This is a genomic window from Rosenbergiella epipactidis (genome assembly GCF_018494055.1).
Lineage (GTDB): Bacteria > Pseudomonadota > Gammaproteobacteria > Enterobacterales > Enterobacteriaceae > Rosenbergiella > Rosenbergiella epipactidis.
In genome coordinates this window covers 83,421-103,762 of the sequence record NZ_JABBFQ010000010.1, presented here as the reverse complement: position 1 = coordinate 103,762, position 20,342 = coordinate 83,421, and the positions used below count along the sequence as shown (strand labels likewise).

Annotated in this window: 20 protein-coding genes, 1 tRNA gene and 1 pseudogene; 11 read left to right on the top strand and 11 right to left on the bottom strand. The window is 51.1% G+C overall.

Going from position 1 to position 20,342, the window contains the following annotated elements; translation table 11 throughout:
• Positions 1 to 10: 10 nt before the first annotated feature.
• The 5 genes from HGT71_RS14240 (at position 11) to HGT71_RS14220 (ending at position 4,710) form a co-directional block, all read left to right on the top strand.
• On the top strand, positions 11 to 130 hold the full coding sequence (locus HGT71_RS14240; protein ID WP_092672766.1) for a GpE family phage tail protein: 120 nt from the start codon (positions 11 to 13) through the stop codon (positions 128 to 130).
• Positions 123 to 2,912: a phage tail tape measure protein gene (locus HGT71_RS14235; RefSeq protein ID WP_214218350.1), complete on the top strand. Its 2,790-nt coding sequence runs from the start codon at positions 123 to 125 to the stop codon at positions 2,910 to 2,912. The genes HGT71_RS14240 and HGT71_RS14235 overlap by 8 nt, the downstream gene beginning before the upstream one ends.
• Complete coding sequence (locus HGT71_RS14230; RefSeq protein WP_214218349.1) at positions 2,909 to 3,382, top strand: phage tail protein; 474 nt, start codon at positions 2,909 to 2,911, stop codon at positions 3,380 to 3,382. The genes HGT71_RS14235 and HGT71_RS14230 overlap by 4 nt, the downstream gene beginning before the upstream one ends.
• Entirely contained in the window at positions 3,373 to 4,425 is a 1,053-nt protein-coding gene (locus tag HGT71_RS14225; protein WP_214218348.1) for a phage late control D family protein, read from the top strand. The genes HGT71_RS14230 and HGT71_RS14225 overlap by 10 nt, the downstream gene beginning before the upstream one ends.
• Before the next feature lie 66 nt (positions 4,426 to 4,491).
• On the top strand, positions 4,492 to 4,710 hold the full coding sequence (locus HGT71_RS14220; protein ID WP_214218347.1) for an ogr/Delta-like zinc finger family protein: 219 nt from the start codon (positions 4,492 to 4,494) through the stop codon (positions 4,708 to 4,710).
• 142 nt (positions 4,711 to 4,852) lie between these two features.
• On the opposite strand, the gene HGT71_RS14215 is transcribed toward HGT71_RS14220, so the two are convergent.
• Positions 4,853 to 4,929, bottom strand: a tRNA-Ile gene (locus tag HGT71_RS14215).
• A gap of 115 nt (positions 4,930 to 5,044) precedes the next feature.
• Entirely contained in the window at positions 5,045 to 5,380 is a 336-nt protein-coding gene (locus HGT71_RS14210) for a gamma-glutamylcyclotransferase family protein (protein ID WP_214218346.1), read from the bottom strand.
• 135 nt (positions 5,381 to 5,515) lie between these two features.
• Here HGT71_RS14210 and HGT71_RS14205 point away from each other — a divergent pair, with 135 nt between their 5' ends.
• From HGT71_RS14205 to HGT71_RS14180, 6 genes are all read left to right on the top strand, one after another.
• A complete protein-coding gene (locus tag HGT71_RS14205) occupies positions 5,516 to 6,322 on the top strand; it encodes a deaminated glutathione amidase (protein WP_214218345.1) in 807 nt (268 codons plus the stop codon).
• Between the two features lie 210 nt (positions 6,323 to 6,532).
• Positions 6,533 to 8,434 carry a dipeptide ABC transporter ATP-binding protein gene (locus tag HGT71_RS14200; protein WP_214218344.1) on the top strand — a complete coding sequence of 634 codons (1,902 nt, stop codon included), beginning with the start codon at positions 6,533 to 6,535 and terminating at the stop codon, positions 8,432 to 8,434.
• On the top strand, positions 8,431 to 9,969 hold the full coding sequence (gsiB, locus tag HGT71_RS14195; protein WP_214218343.1) for a glutathione ABC transporter substrate-binding protein GsiB: 1,539 nt from the start codon (positions 8,431 to 8,433) through the stop codon (positions 9,967 to 9,969). The genes HGT71_RS14200 and gsiB overlap by 4 nt, the downstream gene beginning before the upstream one ends.
• A 43-nt stretch (positions 9,970 to 10,012) precedes the next feature.
• The gene (gene gsiC / locus HGT71_RS14190) at positions 10,013 to 10,933 is read left to right on the top strand and encodes a glutathione ABC transporter permease GsiC (RefSeq protein WP_099822151.1); all 921 of its coding nucleotides are present in this window, start codon (positions 10,013 to 10,015) and stop codon (positions 10,931 to 10,933) included.
• A gap of 9 nt (positions 10,934 to 10,942) precedes the next feature.
• Positions 10,943 to 11,848, top strand: coding sequence for a glutathione ABC transporter permease GsiD (gene gsiD / locus HGT71_RS14185; RefSeq protein ID WP_214218342.1), 906 nt, complete (start codon positions 10,943 to 10,945; stop codon positions 11,846 to 11,848).
• Between the two features lie 319 nt (positions 11,849 to 12,167).
• Positions 12,168 to 12,629 (top strand): hypothetical protein, encoded by a 462-nt coding sequence (locus HGT71_RS14180; RefSeq protein ID WP_214218341.1) that lies wholly within the window; start codon positions 12,168 to 12,170, stop codon positions 12,627 to 12,629.
• 30 nt (positions 12,630 to 12,659) lie between these two features.
• On the opposite strand, the gene HGT71_RS14175 is transcribed toward HGT71_RS14180, so the two are convergent.
• The 9 genes and pseudogenes from HGT71_RS14175 to HGT71_RS14135 form a co-directional block, all read right to left on the bottom strand.
• A complete protein-coding gene (locus HGT71_RS14175; RefSeq protein ID WP_214218340.1) occupies positions 12,660 to 13,151 on the bottom strand; it encodes a GNAT family N-acetyltransferase in 492 nt (163 codons plus the stop codon).
• 90 nt (positions 13,152 to 13,241) lie between these two features.
• Entirely contained in the window at positions 13,242 to 14,165 is a 924-nt protein-coding gene (gene lpxP / locus HGT71_RS14170) for a kdo(2)-lipid IV(A) palmitoleoyltransferase (RefSeq protein WP_099822154.1), read from the bottom strand.
• A gap of 142 nt (positions 14,166 to 14,307) precedes the next feature.
• Entirely contained in the window at positions 14,308 to 14,874 is a 567-nt protein-coding gene (locus HGT71_RS14165; RefSeq protein WP_214218339.1) for a YceI family protein, read from the bottom strand.
• A gap of 65 nt (positions 14,875 to 14,939) precedes the next feature.
• Complete coding sequence (locus HGT71_RS14160) at positions 14,940 to 15,836, bottom strand: transporter substrate-binding domain-containing protein (protein WP_214218338.1); 897 nt, start codon at positions 15,834 to 15,836, stop codon at positions 14,940 to 14,942.
• An 8-nt stretch (positions 15,837 to 15,844) separates the two neighbouring features.
• A complete protein-coding gene (locus HGT71_RS14155; protein WP_214218337.1) occupies positions 15,845 to 16,624 on the bottom strand; it encodes an amino acid ABC transporter ATP-binding protein in 780 nt (259 codons plus the stop codon).
• Positions 16,608 to 17,546: an amino acid ABC transporter permease gene (locus tag HGT71_RS14150; protein ID WP_214218336.1), complete on the bottom strand. Its 939-nt coding sequence runs from the start codon at positions 17,544 to 17,546 to the stop codon at positions 16,608 to 16,610. Before HGT71_RS14150 ends, HGT71_RS14155 begins: the two co-directional genes overlap by 17 nt.
• Before the next feature lie 9 nt (positions 17,547 to 17,555).
• On the bottom strand, positions 17,556 to 18,068 hold the full coding sequence (locus HGT71_RS14145) for a GNAT family N-acetyltransferase (RefSeq protein ID WP_214218335.1): 513 nt from the start codon (positions 18,066 to 18,068) through the stop codon (positions 17,556 to 17,558).
• 9 nt (positions 18,069 to 18,077) lie between these two features.
• The gene (locus HGT71_RS14140) at positions 18,078 to 19,001 is read right to left on the bottom strand and encodes an ABC transporter substrate-binding protein (protein WP_214218334.1); all 924 of its coding nucleotides are present in this window, start codon (positions 18,999 to 19,001) and stop codon (positions 18,078 to 18,080) included.
• A gap of 40 nt (positions 19,002 to 19,041) precedes the next feature.
• Positions 19,042 to 20,335, bottom strand: a pseudogene (locus tag HGT71_RS14135) (LLM class flavin-dependent oxidoreductase); the annotation flags it as partial.
• Positions 20,336 to 20,342: the final 7 nt, after the last annotated feature.

Below are 20,342 nucleotides of genomic sequence, written 5' to 3'. Positions count from 1 at the left end.
CACGGACTTAGTGGCAGATATTGCCACTGTTTTTCATTGGCCGCCCTCTGTCACGCAAGATATGCCACTCAGTGAGGTGATGGAGTGGCGCGAGAAAGCCGTCAAGCGCAGCGGGGCATACGATGAGTGATAGAAATTTACGATTACAGGTGGTGCTGGGCGCGGTGGATAAACTCACTCGCCCTTTTAAGCAAGCGCAACAAGGCACTAAATCTCTCGCAAGCGAAATTCAAAAAACGCGTAACCAATTAAAAAAACTGGATGCGGCGGGCAGTGATTTACAGCGGTTTACTAAGCTGTCACAAAGCCTTAAAGAAACGAGTAGCGCACTCGAAAAAGCGAAAATCAGTGCGCAATCTATGTCGCAAGAATATTCCGCGCTCACCAATCCTACCAAGCAACAAACTGCCGCGTTTGAAAAGCAGCAGCGAGCCGTGTCAAAACTCGAAGATAAATTCAAGACCGAAACCCGCCAATTATCCGCCACGCGTGCAGAGCTTTATCGTATGGGGATCTCAGCCAATGGCGGCACCACGGAAACAGAGCGCTTACGCCAAGAAACTACACGCTACAATCAACAACTGACCGAGCAGCAGCGCAAACTAAAATTAGTTGGTGAGCGCGAGTCAAAGTTAAACGCCATACGTCGCCAACACAGCAAATCACTTGAAATGCGCAACCAATTAGCGGGCGCAGGTGTTTCGATGATCGCACAAGGCGGTGTCGCACTGATGGGTGTACGCAAAGCCGTTGACGAAGCCTCGACCTACGATATGGAGCTAGCAAGTTTCAAAGCGCTGGGTGTGGGTGACAGTACCTTGCAGCAAGCGACAAAGTTTGCGCAGGGCATGGATGTTATCGGCAATAGTGCGGCGGATAATCTCAAAACGCTTAAAGAGGCGCACTCTGTCCTGCGTGATTTTCATGAAGCCAAGATGGTTGCCCCGGAGCTTGCCCGTCTACAGTTCGCGACACAGTTTTTGTCTGCGCACGGGGTTAACGATGAGGCGGCGCAGAAAATGCGCGACCAATCCCCCTCGGTATTAAAAATTGCTGAACTGCGTAACGAAATTAATAACCCCGAAGATTTTAAAAAATCGCTCAATATGAGTGCCCAGGCGATGGCGGCCAGCGGCGGCATGGTCCTGCCCGATGACTACATGGAAATGATGAAAACGGGCGGGATTGCAGCCAAACAAATGAGTGACAAAGCCTTCTATTTTTCGATGTCACACATCATTCAACAAATCGGCGGCGATCGCACCGGGAGTTCGTTAGCAAGTGCCTATCAAAACCTGATGATGGGAAGAACGACCCAAGGGGCAGCAGAAGAGTTAATGAAATTAGGCTTGTTAAAAAAAGATGCCGTGCAATACGGCAAGACAGGCCACATTAAAAAAGTCACACCCGATGCCTTAATAAACGGCAAGGAGTATACCCAAGACCCGTTTAATTATTTACTCAATGAGATTGTGCCCCGCATTAAAAAAGCCTCCCCCAACCTTGATGAGCATGGGATGGAAACTGCTATCGCAAAACTTTTCTCAAATCGTCGGGGGGCCGATTTATTTGTCACGATGTATCGTGAGCAAGCGAACATCAAGAAACAAATTGCAGCCGGGCAATCGGCCTTTAATGTTGACCAGCTCGTCGCCGAGGGCAAAGGCACCGCGCAAGGCCAGCGGCTTGCACTGCAAGCGAGACAACGCGATCTTTACCTACAGATGGGGCGAGATATTTTACCGCTGTATGTGACGGCACTCGAAAAGGTCGCCTCGGTCATGCATCGCGTGACGATTTTCATGCAACAACACCCAAAACTTGCAAAGGCGATTGCGCTCTCTGCCGCAGGATTCGGTGTTGTCGCAACCGCCCTTGGCGGTATCGCACTTGCAGTCACGTCGATACTGGGGCCAATGGCGTTACTGCGTTTTATTCTGCTTAGTAGCGGCATTAAATGGGCGGGTGGTTTTAGTCTGCTTGCAAGAGTGGCTAATATTGCTAAAGCCGCTATCGGATCACTTGGCACAGCAGTGATGTGGTTAGGACGACTCATGTTTACTACACCAGTCGGGTTAATCATTGCAGCAATAACGGCTATAGCTGTGGGCGCTTATTATGTGTGGCAGAACTGGGGAACCCTCGGCCCTAAATTCCATGCGTTATGGGACAGTATCGCTAATGCCTTGTCTTCGCGATGGGAGGCCATTAAGCAAGGCTTTAGCCAATTATGGTCAGCTATTGTTACTGAGATTGCCGCACTCCCTCAACAATTTGCCTCATTCGGTGGCGCGCTGATTGATAGCCTACTGGATGGAATAAACAGCAAGTGGGAAGCATTAAAAACTAAGCTCTCGTCGTTGAGTGATTATCTGCCTGATTGGCTGACAGGTAAAGGCTCCGCACCAACACTTCCCAAAGCCCCGAACGTTGCGAGCACTGATAAGCAAGGCAAAGCTGTGCTCCCTGCGGGCGGCTTCCCACCAATGGGCTATGCGGGCATGTACGACACGGGCGGGAAGATTGGACGCGGCCAATTTGGGATTGTGGGCGAGAATGGCCCCGAGATTGTCAATGGCCCGGCAAATATTACGAGCCGCCGTAAAACCGCCGCACTGGCCTCAGTGGTGGCGGGCTTTATGGGTGTCACACTTCCTCAAGCCGATGTGCAAGCCACACCATTGATTACGGCCACACCTAATTCAACCAGCACGGTGACTCGCACACCTAGCCAGCCGAGCGTCATTACCCATCGTTATGATATTAACGCGCCGATAACCATCTACGCACAGCCGGGACAGTCAGCGAGTGATATTGCCAGCGAAGTCGCGCGGCAATTAGATGCCCGAGAGCGAAAAGCCCAAGCCAAGGCCCGCAGTAATTTCAGTGACCAAGGAGGAATCGATTTATGATGATGGTACTCGGATTATACGTTTTTACGCTTCGCACGGTGCCCTATCAGGAATTGCAGTATCAGCGAAACTGGCGACACGCCACCAATGGACGAGTTAATCGCCGTCCTTCAACGCAATACCTCGGCCCAGATAATGACAGTCTCACGCTTTCGGGCGTGTTACTGCCTGAAATTACAGGCGGGCGTTTATCCTTACTCGCCCTTGAGGTGATGGCAGAACAGGGCAAAGCGTGGCCGCTCATTGAGGGAAGCGGCACCATTTACGGCATGTATGTGATCGAAGGGCTAAGTCAGACCAAGACAGAGTTTTTTGACAGTGGTATGCCAAAGCGTATCGAATTTACCTTAACCCTAAAACGGGTCGATGAGTCGTTATCGGAAATGTTCGGTGATCTCAGCGAGCAGCTTGATAGCCTAAAAGACACGGCAAGTTCAGCGCTGGGCAGCGTCGGGGAGCTATGGCAATGACTCATAAATCACCCGATTTTAGTATAACCATTGAAGGTAAGGACAGGACAATAACGCTGGCTAATCGCCTAATGAATTTAACCCTTACTGATAACCGAGGATTTGAAGCCGATCAGCTTGATATTGAATTAGACGATGCGGACGGGTTGTTAGAAATGCCTCGGCGTGGGGCGGTGATAAATTTAGCAATAGGTTGGAAAGGCTCGCCGTTGTTTAATAAAGGGTCGTTTACTGTCGATGAGGTAGAGCATGGCGGCGCACCGGATAAGCTGACCATTCGTGCACGCAGTGCTGATTTTCGACAAACCCTAAATGTGCGTCGCGATAAGTCATGGCATAACACAACACTGCAAGACGTTGTAAGTAAGATTGCGAGTAAGCATAACCTCAAACTCGCACTCGGTCAGGATATTGCGAGCACGGCAATTGACCATATCGACCAAACAAATGAAAGCGACGGCAGCTTTTTAATGCGCCTTGCTCGCTTACACGGGGCAATTGCCAGCGTCAAAAACGGTAACTTACTTTTCATCCGCCAAGGTCAAGCCAAAACTGCCAGCGGTAAAGCTCTACCCGTTATCACCCTCACTCGACAGTCAGGTGACAGTCACCGATTCTCACTGGCGGACAGGGATGCTTACACGGGTGTAATTGCGAGCTGGCTAGATACCCGCGATCCCAGCGTAAAAAAAACGACTACCGCCAAGCGCAAGACAGCCATTAAGAAAAACACTGACAGCAAACAGGGTGATTACCTTGTCGGCACTGACGATAACGTATTGGTGCTCAGCCGCACTTATGCTAGCCGATACAATGCCGCCCGAGCGGCTAAAGCGCAGTGGGAGAAGTTGCAGCGAGGTGTCGCAACGTTCTCGCTACAATTAGCAGAGGGGCGTGCTGATCTCTACACCGAAATGCCCGTCAAGGTGACAGGGTTTAAGCAGCAGATTGATGAGGCTGAATGGGTGATTACTACGCTCACGCATACCGTGAGCAGCGATGGGGGTTTTACGACGAGTATTGAATTAGAGGTGAAAATATAAAAAGAATATGTATAATCGCAAAATACACAAAAAGTGAATCTTATATACCTATTTGGGGAAAATGATATGATGAATTGCCCGATATGCCACGATGCAGCGCATACCCGAAGTAGCGTTAAAATGAGTAATGATACAAAAGAACGTTACAACCAATGCCAAAATATTAATTGTGGATGTACTTTTAAATCTCTTGAGACGGTAACAGCTATAATCACACGGCCTCAGCTAGTAACACCAGTTCCCCCTCACCCATCAAGCAACGGACAGCAATTTTTATTCATGTAATCAAACCCGCAATAGCGGGTTTTTTTACGTCTTATAAAAATAAGTAAAATTAAGCATCGCCATTCTATCGCCACTCGGCAATCAACCAACAAAAAAGCCACTCAATTGAGTGGCTTAATGTCCTGATTTAACAGGTAAAATCTGGTGGCCCCTCCCAGACTTGAACTGGGGACCAAACGATTATGAGTCGTCTGCTCTAACCGACTGAGCTAAGGGGCCTTAATGTGGCAGGGAGTATAAAGCATCCGAGTAGCCTAATCCAGTGCTGTCGAGTTAGTTGCTGTTTTTTAAGGCAGATTCTTTGCAGCGATTAGGATTATTACAATTCAATAATCTACGCTGGAAAAGGTGGCTGAACTTGATAAACCCAGGCCTGAAAGCGTTGCCCATCCGCCGTGGTCGCGGTGGTGATAATGCGGTCGTAGCCCGCCTCGAACTCGTCCAATGCTGGCCAGTGTTCAGCGAGTTGCGGGCTGATAAAAAGATACCCCGGAACGTCGTCGGCCTGCTCATCGAGGATAACGCCCGGAAAATCGGCGGCCAGCCCCCAGGCTTTGGGGTAATAAGTGCCTCGAATAGTCGCGGCTATCCACTCGCCGCCAATACGGCTAAGTAAATGCTCGTTCTCACGGTCCTTCTGTAAGGTGCCATACACAAAAAGTGGTGTCATGCTGACGCTCCGCGTTCTCCATTTTTAGGTATCATGCCTTGAGCCGCTTGCAGATTGCAATAATTCCTTGGGGATGCATCCAAAAGACTCTACAGTGGTGATCGGTGTCCCCTCACTCGATTACTAGGAGCAGCAATGAATATCGCATTGGGTCAATGGTCAGTAAGTCGAGAATGGCAAGAAAATGCCAATACCATCATCCAGCTAATGCAAGATGCCGACCGGCAAGGTGCAAGGTTGCTGGTGCTACCAGAGGCGGTGTTAGCGCGGGATAATCAAGATAGCCAATGGGTGATCGAGGCAGCACAACCGCTAGAGGGCCCCTTTATCCAGCAGCTATTAGCGGCCAGTCAAACACTTGGTGTGACGACCCTCTTCACGCTACATGTTCCGGCTGGGGAGAATAAAGCGCGTAACGTGTTAGTGGCGTTACGTGGAGGGGAAATCTTACTGACTTACGATAAGATCCATCTCTATGATGCTTTTACGGTGCGTGAGTCAGATAAGGTGATAGCTGGGCATACCCTGCCCCCCTTATTACAGGTTGATGAGTTTAGGGTTGGCGTAATGACATGCTACGATCTGCGTTTCCCCGAGATGGCGCGGGCCTTAGCCTTGCAAGGCGCAGAGTTGTTGGTGCTGCCTGCCGCATGGTTAAAAGGGGCCAATAAAGAGCTACATTGGGAGTTGCTGACACGCGCCCGTGCGTTAGAAAATACTTGTTATCTTGCGGCAAGCGGCGAATGTGGCGTGAAAAATATCGGTCATAGCCTTGTCGTCGACCCTTTGGGCTTAGTGATCGCTCAGGCAGGGGAACGGCCGCAGCTTATCTTCGCGCAGCTAGATAAAGCGCACCTCACTGCGGTGCGTGAGCAATTGCCGGTGTTACAGAATTGTCGGTTATTGTCGGCCTGGCCCCAGGTTTTATCGCCGAGTGATTAGATCTTTTTGGCGAGGAACATAACAAAACGTTATTACTTCGTTAAGGTTATTGATTTACAAGCGAACTAAGACTTTTTATAGTCCAAATGGCATAACCTCAGAAACATCATATACTTTTGCTAAGGCGTGAATCGATTTGCGCAGGGTGTGTTGTGCAGTAACCACGCCAACATTGCCATTTTTAGCGCAGTCATACAAGGGAGAGTTAAGGTGTCGGAAACGGATCAACAAGCTCATCAGTCTCAGCCCATCTTACACGTAGAAAATCTGACTATTGGTTTCCCGCAACAGGGAAGGCTTCACTCCGTGGTCGATAACCTTAACCTCGAGGTCTACCGAGGCAAAACTCTCGCGTTAGTCGGTGAATCGGGGTCGGGAAAATCGGTCAGTTCGCTGGCATTGATGGGGCTTTTGCCTAAAGAGGCGAATGTCGAGGGGCAGCGGCTGTTGCGCACTCGAACCGGACAACAGATTGAGTTAGGGCAGCTGACGGAGTCCCAGTGGCAAGGGGTGCGGGGCGCCGAGGTGGCGATGATCTTCCAAGAGCCGATGACTTCCCTCAACCCAGTGTTTACCGTGGGTCAGCAGTTAGCGGAATCGGTACGCCAACATCAGCCGCTTTCTCATGCCGAAGCGCTGCAACAGAGTCTACAGCTATTAGAGCGCGTGCGGATCCCTGCGGCGAAGCAAATTCTTAGCCGTTATCCCCATCAGCTTTCCGGCGGCATGCGCCAGCGAGTGATGATTGCGATGGCTCTCAGCTGTCGGCCCTCACTGCTGATTGCCGATGAGCCGACGACCGCGCTCGACGTCACCTTACAGGCACAAATCTTAACGCTGATCCGGGAGTTACAGCGAGATCTGGATACCGGTGTGCTGTTTATCACCCATGATATGGGCGTGGTGGCAGAGATGGCTGACGAGGTGACGGTATTACGTCAAGGTCAGATGCTGGAAACGGCGGCGGTCGATACCCTGTTCTACGCCCCTCAGCATCCTTACACGCGACAATTACTCGCGGCGGTACCTCGTTTGGGGGATATGCAGTCCTATGATACCCCGCAAAAGTTTGCCCTACCCGGCGATGAGAAACTGTTAGACGATACCCAGGATACGGTCGATAAGCACTCTGCGCCGCTATTGCAAGTAAAGGATCTTGTTACCCGCTTTCCACTACGCGGCGGCCTCCTGAATCGGGTGGTCAGCGAAGTGCACGCGGTAGAACATCTGAGCTTTGACTTGCGAGCGGGCGAAACCTTGGCGCTAGTCGGCGAGTCCGGCTGCGGTAAATCAACCACCGGACGTGCGCTACTGCAGTTGGTCAATAGCCAGCTCGGGGCGATTACTTTTAATGGGCAACGGATCGATCAGCTAACCGGTTCTGCGCTGAATACTTTGCGCCAGCAAATTCAGTTTATTTTCCAAGATCCTTACGCTTCGCTCGACCCCCGAAAAACCGTGGGGTACTCGATTATGGAGCCCCTGTTAGTGCATAAGCTGGCCACCCCGGCTCAAGCGCAACAGCGCGCACATCAGCTACTGGAGAAAGTCGGGCTCTCGGCGGAACATGCGTTACGTTATCCGCATCAATTTTCCGGTGGGCAGCGCCAACGTATCTGTATTGCTCGCGCGTTGGCCTCTAATCCGAAACTGATTGTCGCTGACGAATCTGTCTCCGCCTTAGATGTCTCGGTGCAGGCGCAAATTATTAATCTGCTCCTTGACTTACAGCGTGAGCAAGGACTTGCTTTCCTCTTTATTTCCCATGATATGGCGGTGGTCGAGCGCATCAGCCACCGCGTCGCGGTAATGTATCAAGGACAAATTGTCGAGATGGGACCGCGTGCCGCGATCTTCGCCGCACCGCAGCATCCCTATACGCAAAAGTTACTTAATGCCGTACCGGTTGCCGACCCAAGAAGTCAGCGCCCGCCACTCTCTTCAGCAGTTGAAGAGATCCCTAGCGCCATTTATCCCTTAGGAAAAGGCCCCGAACGCGTAACCCTCAATGAAGTCGCCCCAGGGCATTATGTTGCGATAAACGCGTCGACCTCCCCCTTATCGCCGACCCATGCGGCAACCCCTTCATTGCAGACAGGAGAGACTTTATGATCACTAAACGCCAGCGCCCTTGGCTAATAGCCTTAGGCATGACTGCGAGCCTTGCCAGTGTATCGAGCTTTGCCGCAAAAAATATCGTCGTTGCCGTGGGCTCGAATTTTACCACGCTGGACCCTTACGATGCGAATGACACCCTTTCGCAAAGCGTTGCCAAATCGTTTTATCAAGGGCTTTACGGCTTTGATGAAAATATGAAGATCAAACCGGTGCTGGCGGAAAGCTATAAAGTCAGCAACGATGGGCTGACCTATACGCTGACTCTTCGGCCCAATGTAACGTTCCAAGATGGCACGCCGTTCGATGCTCAAGCCGTTAAGGTCAATCTTGACCGCGCCAGCAATCCTGATAGCCATTTAAAACGCTACAACTTATTTAACGATATCGCCAAGACCGAAGCGGTCGATGCGCACACGGTGAAAATTACGCTGAAAAAGCCGTTTTCAGCCTTTATCAACACCCTCGCGCACCCTTCTGCTGTGATGATTTCGCCTGCCGCATTGCAAAAATACGGTAAGCAGATTGGCTTCCACCCAGTCGGTACCGGCCCTTATCAATTTGTGAGCTGGAACCAGACCGATGCCATGACGGTAAAAAAATGGCCGAATTATTGGCAAAAAGGATTACCTAAGTTAGACAGCATCGTCTGGCGCCCTGTCGCCGATAACAATACCCGTGCGGCGATGCTACAAACCGGTGAGGCAGATTTCGCTTACCCAATCCCTTACGAGCAAGCTCCGCGCTTAAAGGCGAATAATAAGCTAGAGGTCGTGAGCTGGCCTTCAATTATGCAGCGCTACATTAGCCTTAATGTGACGCAAAAACCTTTCGATAACCCGAAGGTCCGTGAAGCCTTAAACTATGCGATTAACCGTGAAGCCTTAGCCAAGGTGGCGTTTGCAGGCTATGCCACCCCAGCGACGGGAATTGTGCCGCCAGCGATTGCCGATGCCCAACACTACCCGGCCATTCCTTATGACCCAGCGAAAGCGCGTCAGCTGTTAAAAGAAGCCGGTTACCCTCAGGGGTTCCAAACCACGTTATGGTCATCCCATAACCACTCTACAGCGCAGAAAGTATTACAGTTTACCCAGCAACAACTTGCCATGGTGGGGATTAAAGCCCAGGTGACGGCAATGGATGCGGGGCAACGTGCTGCACAGGTCGAAGACAAGGGACAAAAAGAGAGTGGCGTGCGGATGTTCTATACCGGTTGGACCGCCTCGACGGGTGAAGCAAACTGGGCCTTAACACCGCTGTTTGCGACCAGCTCTTGGCCACCGGCCATCTTTAACACCGCTTTTTATAGCAACCCACAGGTGGATAAAGATTTAGCCGATGCCTTAAATGCGACCGATGCCGCCAAGAAAAATGCTTTCTATAAAGATGCGCAAGATAAGATCTGGCATGACCAACCGTGGATCCCGCTGGTGGTTGAGAAGCTTGTTTCAGCCAATAATAAGGCCCTCACCCATTTCAATGTCATGCCAGATACTGGTTTTGATTTTGATAATGCCGATCTGAAGTGATTGTCTCGGGCAGGCATCGCCTGCCCATAACTCGAGGCTATGCATGCTCAATTATTTTCTAAAACGCTTGCTAGGGATGCTGCCGACGTTATTGATTGTCGCCATTCTCGTCTTTCTGTTTGTTCACCTTTTACCAGGCGACCCGGCTCGTCTGTTGGCGGGACCGAATGCTGACGGCACAGTTGTCGCCATGGTACGCCATCAATTAGGGCTAGATTTACCTCTGCCGCAACAGTTTTGGCATTATATCGTTCGGTTACTGCAGGGTGACTTAGGTCAATCGATGTCGTCGCAACGCCCCGTAAGTGAAGAGATCGCTAGCCGCTTTATGCCAACGCTGCTACTCACTCTGTGTAGCATGGCGTGGTCATGTCTGTTTGGCCTATTTATCGGTGTTGCCTCTGCAGTGTGGCGCAACCGCTGGCCCGATAAACTAGGCATGTTGATTGCCGTATCCGGTATCTCTTTTCCTGCTTTTGCATTAGGGATACTGCTGATGCAAATTTTCTCCGTCCAGCTCGGCTGGTTACCGACGGTCGGTGCCGATAGCTGGCGCCACTATATCCTGCCTTCTCTCACCCTCGGGGCGTCGGTAGCCTCGGTGATGGCACGATTTACTCGCGCCTCCTTTATTGAGGTATTGGGCGAGGACTATATGCGCACGGCGCGCGCGAAAGGCTTAAGCCCGCGTCGCGTTATCTTTAAACATGGCTTACGTAACGCCCTGATTCCGGTCATTACCATGATGGGGCTGCAGTTCGGCCTGCTGTTAGGGGGCGCGATCGTCGTTGAAGTGGTATTTAACTGGCCAGGCCTTGGGCGTCTACTGATCGATTCTGTCGAAAACCGTGATTACCCCGTTATTCAGGCGTTGGTCCTACTCTTTTCCTGTGAGTTTATCGTGATCAATTTAGTCGTCGATATCCTTTATGCTGTGGTTAACCCCACTATTCGCTACCGCTGAGGAGGGGTGATGAAAAATTGGCGCCGCGAAGCGGCTTTAAAATCCCTACCGACCCTCGATCCGGCAACACCGCAGCCACCGCTCCGCGAGTTCTGGCTGCGCTTTCGCCAACAGCCGGTGGCGGTGGCCGCCGGGCTATTTGTGGTGATACTTTTTATTGTCGCCATTTTTGCACCGTGGCTAACGCCGTTCGATGCCGAGAACTATTTTGATTATGACCGAATCGATCAAGGCCCTAGCCTTATGCACTGGTTCGGCGTGGATGCGTTAGGACGTGATATCTTTAGCCGAGTTATCTTAGGAACACGAATCTCTCTGTTAGCGGGTGTCTTCTCTGTGGCGCTGGGATCGGTTATCGGTACAGTATTGGGCTTGGTTGCTGGCTATTTCGAGGGCTGGGCAGATAGGATTATCATGCGTATTTGTGATGTTCTCTTCGCCTTTCCGGGGATCCTCTTAGCTATCGCAGTGGTTGCCCTAATGGGGCCGGGGATGTCTAACGTGGTGATTGCGGTCGCTATTTTCAGTATTCCCGCCTTTGCCCGCCTGGTTCGTGGCAATACCTTAGTATTGAAACAACTGACGTGGGTGGAGTCGGCACGCAGTATTGGCGCCTCCACTACGCATATTCTACTCAAACATATCCTGCCGGGGACCTTCTCCTCGATCGTCGTCTTTTTTACCCTGCGTATCGGCGTTTCGATTATCTCTGCAGCCAGCCTGTCATTTATTGGCTTGGGCGCTCAACCGCCGACACCGGAATGGGGAGCGATGTTGAACGAAGCGCGTTCAGATATGGTTATGGCACCGCATGTCGCGCTGTTCCCTATTCTCGCCATCTTTCTTACCGTGCTAGCGTTTAACTTATTAGGCGATGGCTTACGCGATGCGCTCGACCCCAAACTGCGTAAATGAGTCCGTAGAGCCGAGTGACTTGTTACTGATACAGGGCCGATTACGGCCCTTTTTTTATGTACGGCTTGCCTGGGCGCAGTGTTAAAACCAACTATCGTGATTTAAGTCCATAAAAGGGAAAGTGACTGACAAGTTCAACAAATGCTTCCGTAGCACTGGTGCTTAGCCACATACTACTTTCGTATCCTCTCTATCAGGCCGGAATTAATGTAATAAAATTAAGCTTTTTTCTCGATAGCTTATCCTGAAAGAAAGAATCGGCTTCACAAGGGTTACCTCAACTTTCATACTATTGCTCCACTTAACGCAAGGAGCGATTATGAATAACTGGAATACGTCTCGTCTTTATAGGTTTATCCCCTTCTTTTTAGCTTTCATCACGCTACTCCTATTAACCTTATTTTCTCGGATGAGTTATGCCGAGGCACGGCCAGCCGTTGCTGAACGAGTGATTGCTTACAGTGGCGATCTCGGGGTTAAAGTGTGGACATTACGGATTGGCGACCGTAAAGCGCAGGAAGCCTTAGTGCAAATTGAAGATGCTGATCACGATTGGAATCTCGTGATTCAGAAAATGAAGATTACTCGGGTTAACGACGCGCTGCATTACTCGGTCAGCCAAGGAAATAAACGTCACGTCGTATTAATTCTGAAACAGAATCGCGGCCAGCTCTTCTTACCTAATGAGCCTGACCCGATTACCCTGCACTACAGCGAAACCCTGTCGCAAAGTGGCGATGCGCAAATGTTCCTTAACCACTATCTGGCCAATAAAAAATAGTGAATGCCTGTTAGGTCCTTACCTAACAGGCTATGCCTGCTCAGGCTGAGTCGCCAACTGAGTCAGAAAGTGCTGATCAAGCCGATGATAATTCACCTCTTCCACCACCTTTGCGCCAAGCGAGGCATAAAATCCCTGCGCAGCCTCGTCTTCGCGCACTGACAACCAATCGAGTTGGCTACAGGATTTCTCTTGGGCGCGCTGTGCAATAAACGCCATCATTTGATGACCTAAGCCTTTACGGCGGTATTGCTCAGACACAAACAACTCTTTGATAAACATCTGTCCACTGTAGCGTGGTACTGGATAGAGGATAGTCACGCAGGCAAAGGCGACGATACGCCCATCGTGCATCCCTTTATAAATCTCTGTCCCAGAATGCGCAGGAAAAACTCTATCTTTTAGATATTTGGCCATTTGCTCCGCGGCAATAATGGCTTGCGGGTGATGATAGCGTTCCATTTCGGAAAAGATATCGACCAAATCTGCCCACTCGTCCGGTCCGCACTGCGTAATGTTCATGGTATTTCCAACGTCATTCAAGATGAAGTAACTATAGACGAGCCCTGCCGATTAGGGATAAAAAAAGCGCCATCAAGGCGCTCTTTTCCATTAACCGTAAAGTGATACTTCGCCCGGTGGACGGGTTTTAAATCTGCGGTGTAACCAGAGATATTGTTCCGGTGCCCGAAGTATTTCAGTTTCAATCACCTTATTCATATAGCTGGCTGCCGCTTGCGAGTCCTCATAAGGATAATCTTGCAGTGGCGGTTGAATAATCAGCTGATAACCACTTTTGTTGCTGTTACGAATCAACACAATGGTCAGCATAGAGGGCTTCGCCAGTCTTGATAAAACGAAAGTCCCGTTAGTGGTCGCCACCTTATCGACCGCGAAGAGAGGCGCAAATACACTTCCCTTAGGACCGTAATCTTGATCCGGTGCGAACCATACGGCTTCACCTTGTTTCAATGCATGGACCATTCCGCGTAAATCACGACGGTCAATCATCGCTTTATTCGAACGCATACGCCCTTTGGTCTGCGCCCATTCCATCGCTTGGTTGTTGTGCGGACGATACATCGCCATCATCGGCTGGCAGAGGCCGGTAATACGCCCACCCAGCTCAAGCGACATAAAGTGTACGCCAATCACCATTACACCACGCTGCTCTTGCTGCGCTTGTTGTAAATTATTGAGCCCTGATACGGAGTAGAGTTTGCGTACCCGCTTGTCCGACCAAAACCATGCAATACCGGTCTCGACCAAGGCCATCCCTAACGATTCAAAGTTCTTAGCGATCAGCGCTTCTAACTCTTGCTCTTGAATATTCGGAAAACAGAGTTGCACATTTCGCCGAGTGATCGACTCGCGTCGCTTCAAGACACGACGTGAAATTTTACCGGCCTTTGCTCCCAATCGAATCAAGATAGGATAAGGGAGTTGCACTAACAGCCACAATACGCCGAGTCCAAACCACGTGAACCAGTATCGAGGATGTAAAATTTTTAGCTGAAATTGCCCAGTTTTTTTCATAAAGCCTTCAATAAAAGAAGCCTCTACGCCAGAAATTCCACATTTCTTGGCAACGTATGGCCTCAGTAATCAGTTTGACCGCAGAAAGCAGAAAATGTCACCGAAAGATTGGGTGAAATAATGAAAGCAAATGTATCCAACATTACGGTGTAGTTGCCACGAGGACAATATCGACTTGAATAGGGTCCGCAACCAATGCGGGATATTGTCCCATGCCAAAGGCTTGGCGCGATAGGGTAATAGTACCAGAAAGTCGTAAATATCCGCCACTGGCCTGTAATTGTGAATCGTCACTGCGCTTACCGTAAAGCATAACAGGACGAGTCATCTCTTTGATTTTCAATGAACCTAATACCCGATAACGGCCCTCTCCCATATCGATAATACGGCTACTGGTGAAGGTGACATTAGGGTATTGGGCTTGATCAAAAAATTGGTGGCTTTTCAATGCCCAGGTCAGCACACGGTGATGAGCATCGAGGTTCGCGATCGGCATATCGATACGCAATCGGTCTGCCACGTCGTGCTGTGGGTCGACAACAATATCTCCGCGCAGGCCAGTAATGCGCGCATGGTAATCGGACTTACCAATCATATTCCACCGCAGCAAAACATAGCTACTATCGGCCAACTGAAATGGAATCGGGGCGGCAAAGGACGGAAAGACTCCCGCTAACAAACCAAGTAATAACACAGCTACTCGTAACATAAGGCCCCCTAAGCAAAACGCTGACACTATAGCTTAGCGTTAACTCTGCCGCCCAGAGAAATTATTTATTGATAGGTGATGCCAGGAGGATTAATTTGCGAGGAGGAAACGCCCTCTTGCGCTTCCCCCCAGCGTGATAGAATTTTTTGATAGTGTCTGGAGGCTATCGCGTCGTTTAATGCCTGATTAAGCGCCTTCACCAAACCATTACCTTTTAATGTGGTGGTGGCGACCCAAGCCTTATAAGGGTTATAACCGACCACTCTGCTGCGGCCGTTCAGTGCTGCTTTCCACGCGGCTGCCGCCTGCGGGCCGAACGTAATATCCGCACGCCCCGATTGCAGGAATAAGGTTGTGGTCGCATCGTCAGTCAGGTAAATCGGGGTCGCAGGAGGGAGATGCTGTTGCTGCAGCTGCGCATTCCAGTCAAGTAAAATACGTTCTTGATTGGTGCCTGAGCCAACGATCACCCGCTGACCGGCAATATCTTTCGCAGTGGCAATATGCTTGATGGGGCTGTCGTGCTTGACGCTAAATGCCAGCGAATCTGTTCGGTACGTCGCGAAATCATATTTCTGTTTACGCGCTTCGGTGACAGCGATATTGACCAGCGCAACGTCATAACGCCCACTCTTTAAGCCCAGCGGCCACTCTTCCCATGACACCGGCACTACGGTTAGGGTAAGCCCCAAACTCTGCGCCAGCAGACGAGCGATATCGATATCACTGCCGATACGCGTACGGTTATCACTCGCGACGAGCGATAGCGGTGGCGAGTTTTGGGCGGAAACGGCCACCGTCAGTTGCCCAGCATGCGCCAGCCGATAGTCGGCCGGCAATAGCGCTATCGCTTTGGGATCCGCCGGTATGTTCAGCGGCGTTTCATTCGCTTTCAAGTCCACCGCGGCGTGCGCTTGTACCGCGCAGAACAATAATAACGGGGTTAAGCTTGCGTAACGCATCTGGCCTCCTAAAGCACATTGGCCAAGAAATGGCGTGTTCGGCTATGTTGGGGATTATCCAATACTTGCTCAACCGGGCCTTGCTCGACGATCTCCCCCTCCACCATAAACACCACTTGGTCGGCAATTTTTCGAGCGAAGGCGATTTCGTGAGTGACGATCACTAAGGTCTTGCCCGAACGGGCGAGCTGTTCAATGACCGTCAGCACTTCGCCGACTAACTCGGGATCGAGGGCCGAGGTCGGCTCGTCAAATAGCAAGACTTTCGGGCGAAGTGCCAGTGCCCGAGCGATCGCCACACGTTGCTGTTGACCACCGGAAAGATGTCGTGACCAAGCGTGCGCTTTATGCGCTAAGCCAACCTGCTCTAATAGGGCTAAGGCCTGGGTTTTGGCCGCATGTCGCGATAACTTTCGATGCGCGATCGGGGCTTCGGCAACGTTTTCCAGCGCGGTCATATGAGGAAAAAGGTTAAAGCTTTGGAAGACATACCCCACCTGCGCCCGCTGTTTAAGAATGGCATTTTCTTTTAAAACGTAGAGTTTGTCCCCCTTACGCCGGTAACCGATATAGTCGTCATCGATGGTAATCAAGCCCTGATCGATGCCCTCTAAATGGTTGATGGTGCGCAGTAGTGTCGATTTTCCGGACCCTGAGGGGCCGATGATCACCGTCACCGATCCCGCCGGGATCTCCAGATTGATCTGCTTTAACGCATGAAAGCTTCCGTAGTGCTTACTGACATTGGTGATGGAGATTTTACCTGGGACATTAGCGCGTGTGAGCATGAGCAGCCTCCGCTTTTTGGCGAGTGACAAAACGTAAAGGCAGATAACGAGCTGCCAGGCGCGTGATCGAACTTGGCTCTGCCGCTCGCCGCTCGCTTCGAGTAATCGCTTGCTCCACCCCATATTGCAGTAACGATAGACCGGTAGTGATGACTAAGTACCACCCCGCGCCGACCATTAACAGCGGAATGACTTCTTGGTTGCGGTTGTAGATCATCTGCACGGTGTAGAACAGTTCCGGCATCGCCAACACATAAACCATTGAGGTACCTTTCGCTAGGCTAATAATTTCATTAACTCCTGCCGGTAAAATCGCCCGCAAGGCCTGCGGTAAGATAATGCGCCATGTCCGTCGCCACGAAGAGAGCCCTAATGCTGCCGCTGCCTGATACTGCCCGGCATCGACGCTATTAAAGCCGCCGCGAATAATTTCAGCGGTATAAGCACTTTGTACCAAGGTCAATCCAATCACCGCAGAGGAGAATTGCCCTAACACATTGATCGTTTGGAAATGCCCATAACTGAATGAAGTAAAAGGGATACCGAGGCTGACCGTGTCATAGAGGTAGGAGAAGTTGTACAAAATAATCAGTACAACCAGTAGCGGCAGAGAGCGAAAAATCCAAATATAACCCCATGCCAATCCCACCACCAGCGGGGAGTCTGACATTCTGGCCGCCGCCAATAAGCCCCCCACGACAATACTGAGCAGTGCGCTTGACACCATCAACAGCAGTGTTGTTTCAACGCCTTCGAGGATCACCGGGTTGAAGAACCACTCGCTAAAAACCCCCCACTCCCAGCGGGGATTGAACGCGATAGATTGTACCAAGGTGGCGGCAATAAAGACGACGGCAACCCCGCCGACGATGCGCCATGGATGCCGAGCAGGAATAACTTTCAATGAAGGCTGTGAAGACATAGTGCATCCTTACGCGACGTCTTGCGTCGCACTGAAATTAAGCGCCTTAGTAAAGCGTAAGCGACCATCGAAGGGGGGCTGCCCGTACTCTTCGAAGTCTTTTGAGAGGTCAAAATGCGGCTGATAGCCTAAGGAGCGATAGAGGGCAACGGCCTCGGGTTGGCGAAAACCTGTGCTGAGATAAATATATTGATAGCCCGCCGCCCAAGCGCTACGCTCCAGTTGCTGCATGACTCTGGCGGCAATCCCTTGCCCCCGTAAATCGCGACGGGTCCAAATACGTTTCACCTCTGCAGTCTTATCGTCATAAGGCTTAAAGGCACCGGTTGCGATAATTTCACCTTGCTGTTCCAGCTGGAGAAATAGGCCTTGTGGCGGCAAATACCATTCGGTAAGTTCGACCTCATTATGCCGGGAAAAATAGTCACCATAACGCGCGCTATATTCCGCGAACAGCCCGGTTAAAATCGGCACTAGCTGTTTATCTTCCGGTGATACCTGACGAAAACCTTCTGCTAACATAGTGGCCTCCTAATCGCCCAAGCCTGCTGGATTGACTTCCGAGGCAGGAATCGCTTCGACCCCCTCCCCCCAACGATTGAGTACCCGCTGATAGCTCCCGTCTTTAATGGCACTGTCGAGGGCGGCCGCCACCGCTGGGGCTAAGCCATTGCCTTTTTTCAGCGTGACCGCAATATGGGCCGCCTGAGGCCATCCCCCATCGACATTACCGACTAAATGCGTTCGTCCTGTTTTAGCGGCTTGCCAAGCGCCATTAACGTTAGGTCCAAACCACGCATCGGCGCGCCCTGACTGCAGAGCGAGCGCTTGCGCAGCACTGCTGGTCATATAGACCGGCGTCATTGGCGCCAGCCCAGCGTGAATATTCTGTTGGTTCCAGGCTAATAAAATTGCTTCTTGATTGGTGCCCGATCCGACGATGATCCGCTTACCGGCTACCTGCTCTGCTCGAGTAATGGCGGTAATCTGGCTGTGAGTCGGCACATAAAAGCCTAATAAGTCTTTACGGTAGGTCGCGAAATCAAACTTCTCTTTACGCGCTTTGGTGACGGTAATATTACTGATGGCCGCATCGTATTTACCGCTGGTCACGCCCAGCGGCCAATCTTCCCAAGAAGTTACGACAATACGCAGTTTCAGACCCAATGCCGAAGCGACCAAGCGTGCAATATCCGGTTCGCTGCCGATTAACGTTTTATTATTCTCGGCATAGACCGTTAAGGGCGCGGAACCTTCCCCGGAAATCCCCACAGTAAACTCGCCGGGATGCGCTAATGTCAGGCCTTTAGGCAGCTTAGCGATGGCAGCGGGATTGGCAGCGGTGGTTATTGGCTGCTCGTTAGCCTTGAGGTTAATTTCTGTACCGTTGATTGCTGTTTCGGCCAACGCTGAGAGCGGAAAGAGTAGCGCGGCGAGGATCATCATTTTTTTCATGCTACATCCTGTCGGCTAATCGCCTGAGTGAAGGAATTTACCGGGGTTGGCAGTCCCAGCGACGCTCGTAATGTCTGCCCGGGGTAATCTTGACGATAGATACCGCGTTGCTGTAACAGTGGGACCACCTGATTGACCACCTTGGCAAGCACTTCCGGTGTCGCCCCCTGAATGATAAAACCATCCGCGGCGTCGTTCTCGAACCAGTACTGTAATCCCTCGGCCACCTGCTCTGCCGTGCCATGGAAAAGTGGACGAGGCGTGGCGGCTTCCAAGGCAACTTGCCGCAGGGTTAACTGTCGCTGGCGAGCAACACGTTTAATCTCATCGGTAGTACTGCGAAAGCTATTGGTCCCCAGCGCACCCAGTTCAGGGAAAGGCTGATCGAGAGGATATTGGCCGAAGTCATGATGTTCGAAATAGCGCCCTAAATAATTTAAGGCGTCATCGATGGATACCAGCGCAGCCATCTGTTGATACTGCCGCTCGACATCCTCGGCATCCGTCCCGATCAACACCGATACCCCTTGGAAGATATGTAAATCTTCCGCTCGGCGGTGATAACGCGGAAGTTGCTGTTTAACCTCACGATAAAATTGTTGTGCCTCGGACACGCTATGTTGATGAGTGAAGATAGCGTCCGCATGGCGCGCGGCGAGCTGCTTACCATCACTGGAGGCCCCCGCTTGAAAGACCACAGGCCGACCCTGCGGGGTGCGTTCAATATTTAGCGGCCCGGCCACTTGGAAAAATTCGCCGCTATGGTTAAGAGTATGCAACTTACTCGGCTCGAAAAATTGCCCAGTCTCTTTATTGCGTACAAAAGCCCCCTCTTCCCACGAGTCCCACAGGCCTTTCACCACCTGCAGATACTCATCGGCAATACGATAGCGCAAACTATGCTCGGGATGTTTAGCGCGAGAGTAGTTACGGGCAGAACCTTCAAGCGGCGAGGTCACCACGTTCCAACCGGCTCGCCCCCCGCTAAGATGGTCAAGGCTGGCAAATTGACGGGCTACGGTGAAGGGATCACTGTAGGAGGTCGAAACCGTCCCGACCAAACCAATATGCGAGGTTAAGGCAGCTAAGGTCGAGAGAACCGTCAGCGGTTCGAAACGGTTTAAGAAATGGGGGATCGATTTCTCGTTGATATAGAGGCCATCGGCGACAAAAATAAAATCAAACTTCCCTGCTTCAGCGAGCTGAGCCGTCTGTTTTACAAAGTTAAGATTAATACTGGCATCGGCGGTCACCGACGGATGTCGCCATGCGGCCATATTGCCAGACGCACCATGGATCATCGTACCTAAACGTAGTTGGCGAATTGTAGACATAACGGGT

Coding starts and splice junctions, on each gene's coding strand:
- HGT71_RS14235 (WP_214218350.1), top strand. CDS start 123: ATGAGTGATAGAAATTTACGATTACAGGTGGTGCTGGGCGCGGTGGAT.
- HGT71_RS14230 (WP_214218349.1), top strand. CDS start 2,909: ATGATGATGGTACTCGGATTATACGTTTTTACGCTTCGCACGGTGCCC.
- HGT71_RS14225 (WP_214218348.1), top strand. CDS start 3,373: ATGGCAATGACTCATAAATCACCCGATTTTAGTATAACCATTGAAGGT.
- HGT71_RS14220 (WP_214218347.1), top strand. CDS start 4,492: ATGATGAATTGCCCGATATGCCACGATGCAGCGCATACCCGAAGTAGC.
- HGT71_RS14210 (WP_214218346.1), bottom strand. CDS start 5,380: ATGACACCACTTTTTGTGTATGGCACCTTACAGAAGGACCGTGAGAAC.
- HGT71_RS14205 (WP_214218345.1), top strand. CDS start 5,516: ATGAATATCGCATTGGGTCAATGGTCAGTAAGTCGAGAATGGCAAGAA.
- gsiB (WP_214218343.1), top strand. CDS start 8,431: ATGATCACTAAACGCCAGCGCCCTTGGCTAATAGCCTTAGGCATGACT.
- gsiC (WP_099822151.1), top strand. CDS start 10,013: ATGCTCAATTATTTTCTAAAACGCTTGCTAGGGATGCTGCCGACGTTA.
- gsiD (WP_214218342.1), top strand. CDS start 10,943: ATGAAAAATTGGCGCCGCGAAGCGGCTTTAAAATCCCTACCGACCCTC.
- HGT71_RS14180 (WP_214218341.1), top strand. CDS start 12,168: ATGAATAACTGGAATACGTCTCGTCTTTATAGGTTTATCCCCTTCTTT.
- HGT71_RS14175 (WP_214218340.1), bottom strand. CDS start 13,151: ATGAACATTACGCAGTGCGGACCGGACGAGTGGGCAGATTTGGTCGAT.
- lpxP (WP_099822154.1), bottom strand. CDS start 14,165: ATGAAAAAAACTGGGCAATTTCAGCTAAAAATTTTACATCCTCGATAC.
- HGT71_RS14165 (WP_214218339.1), bottom strand. CDS start 14,874: ATGTTACGAGTAGCTGTGTTATTACTTGGTTTGTTAGCGGGAGTCTTT.
- HGT71_RS14160 (WP_214218338.1), bottom strand. CDS start 15,836: ATGCGTTACGCAAGCTTAACCCCGTTATTATTGTTCTGCGCGGTACAA.
- HGT71_RS14155 (WP_214218337.1), bottom strand. CDS start 16,624: ATGCTCACACGCGCTAATGTCCCAGGTAAAATCTCCATCACCAATGTC.
- HGT71_RS14150 (WP_214218336.1), bottom strand. CDS start 17,546: ATGTCTTCACAGCCTTCATTGAAAGTTATTCCTGCTCGGCATCCATGG.
- HGT71_RS14145 (WP_214218335.1), bottom strand. CDS start 18,068: ATGTTAGCAGAAGGTTTTCGTCAGGTATCACCGGAAGATAAACAGCTA.
- HGT71_RS14140 (WP_214218334.1), bottom strand. CDS start 19,001: ATGAAAAAAATGATGATCCTCGCCGCGCTACTCTTTCCGCTCTCAGCG.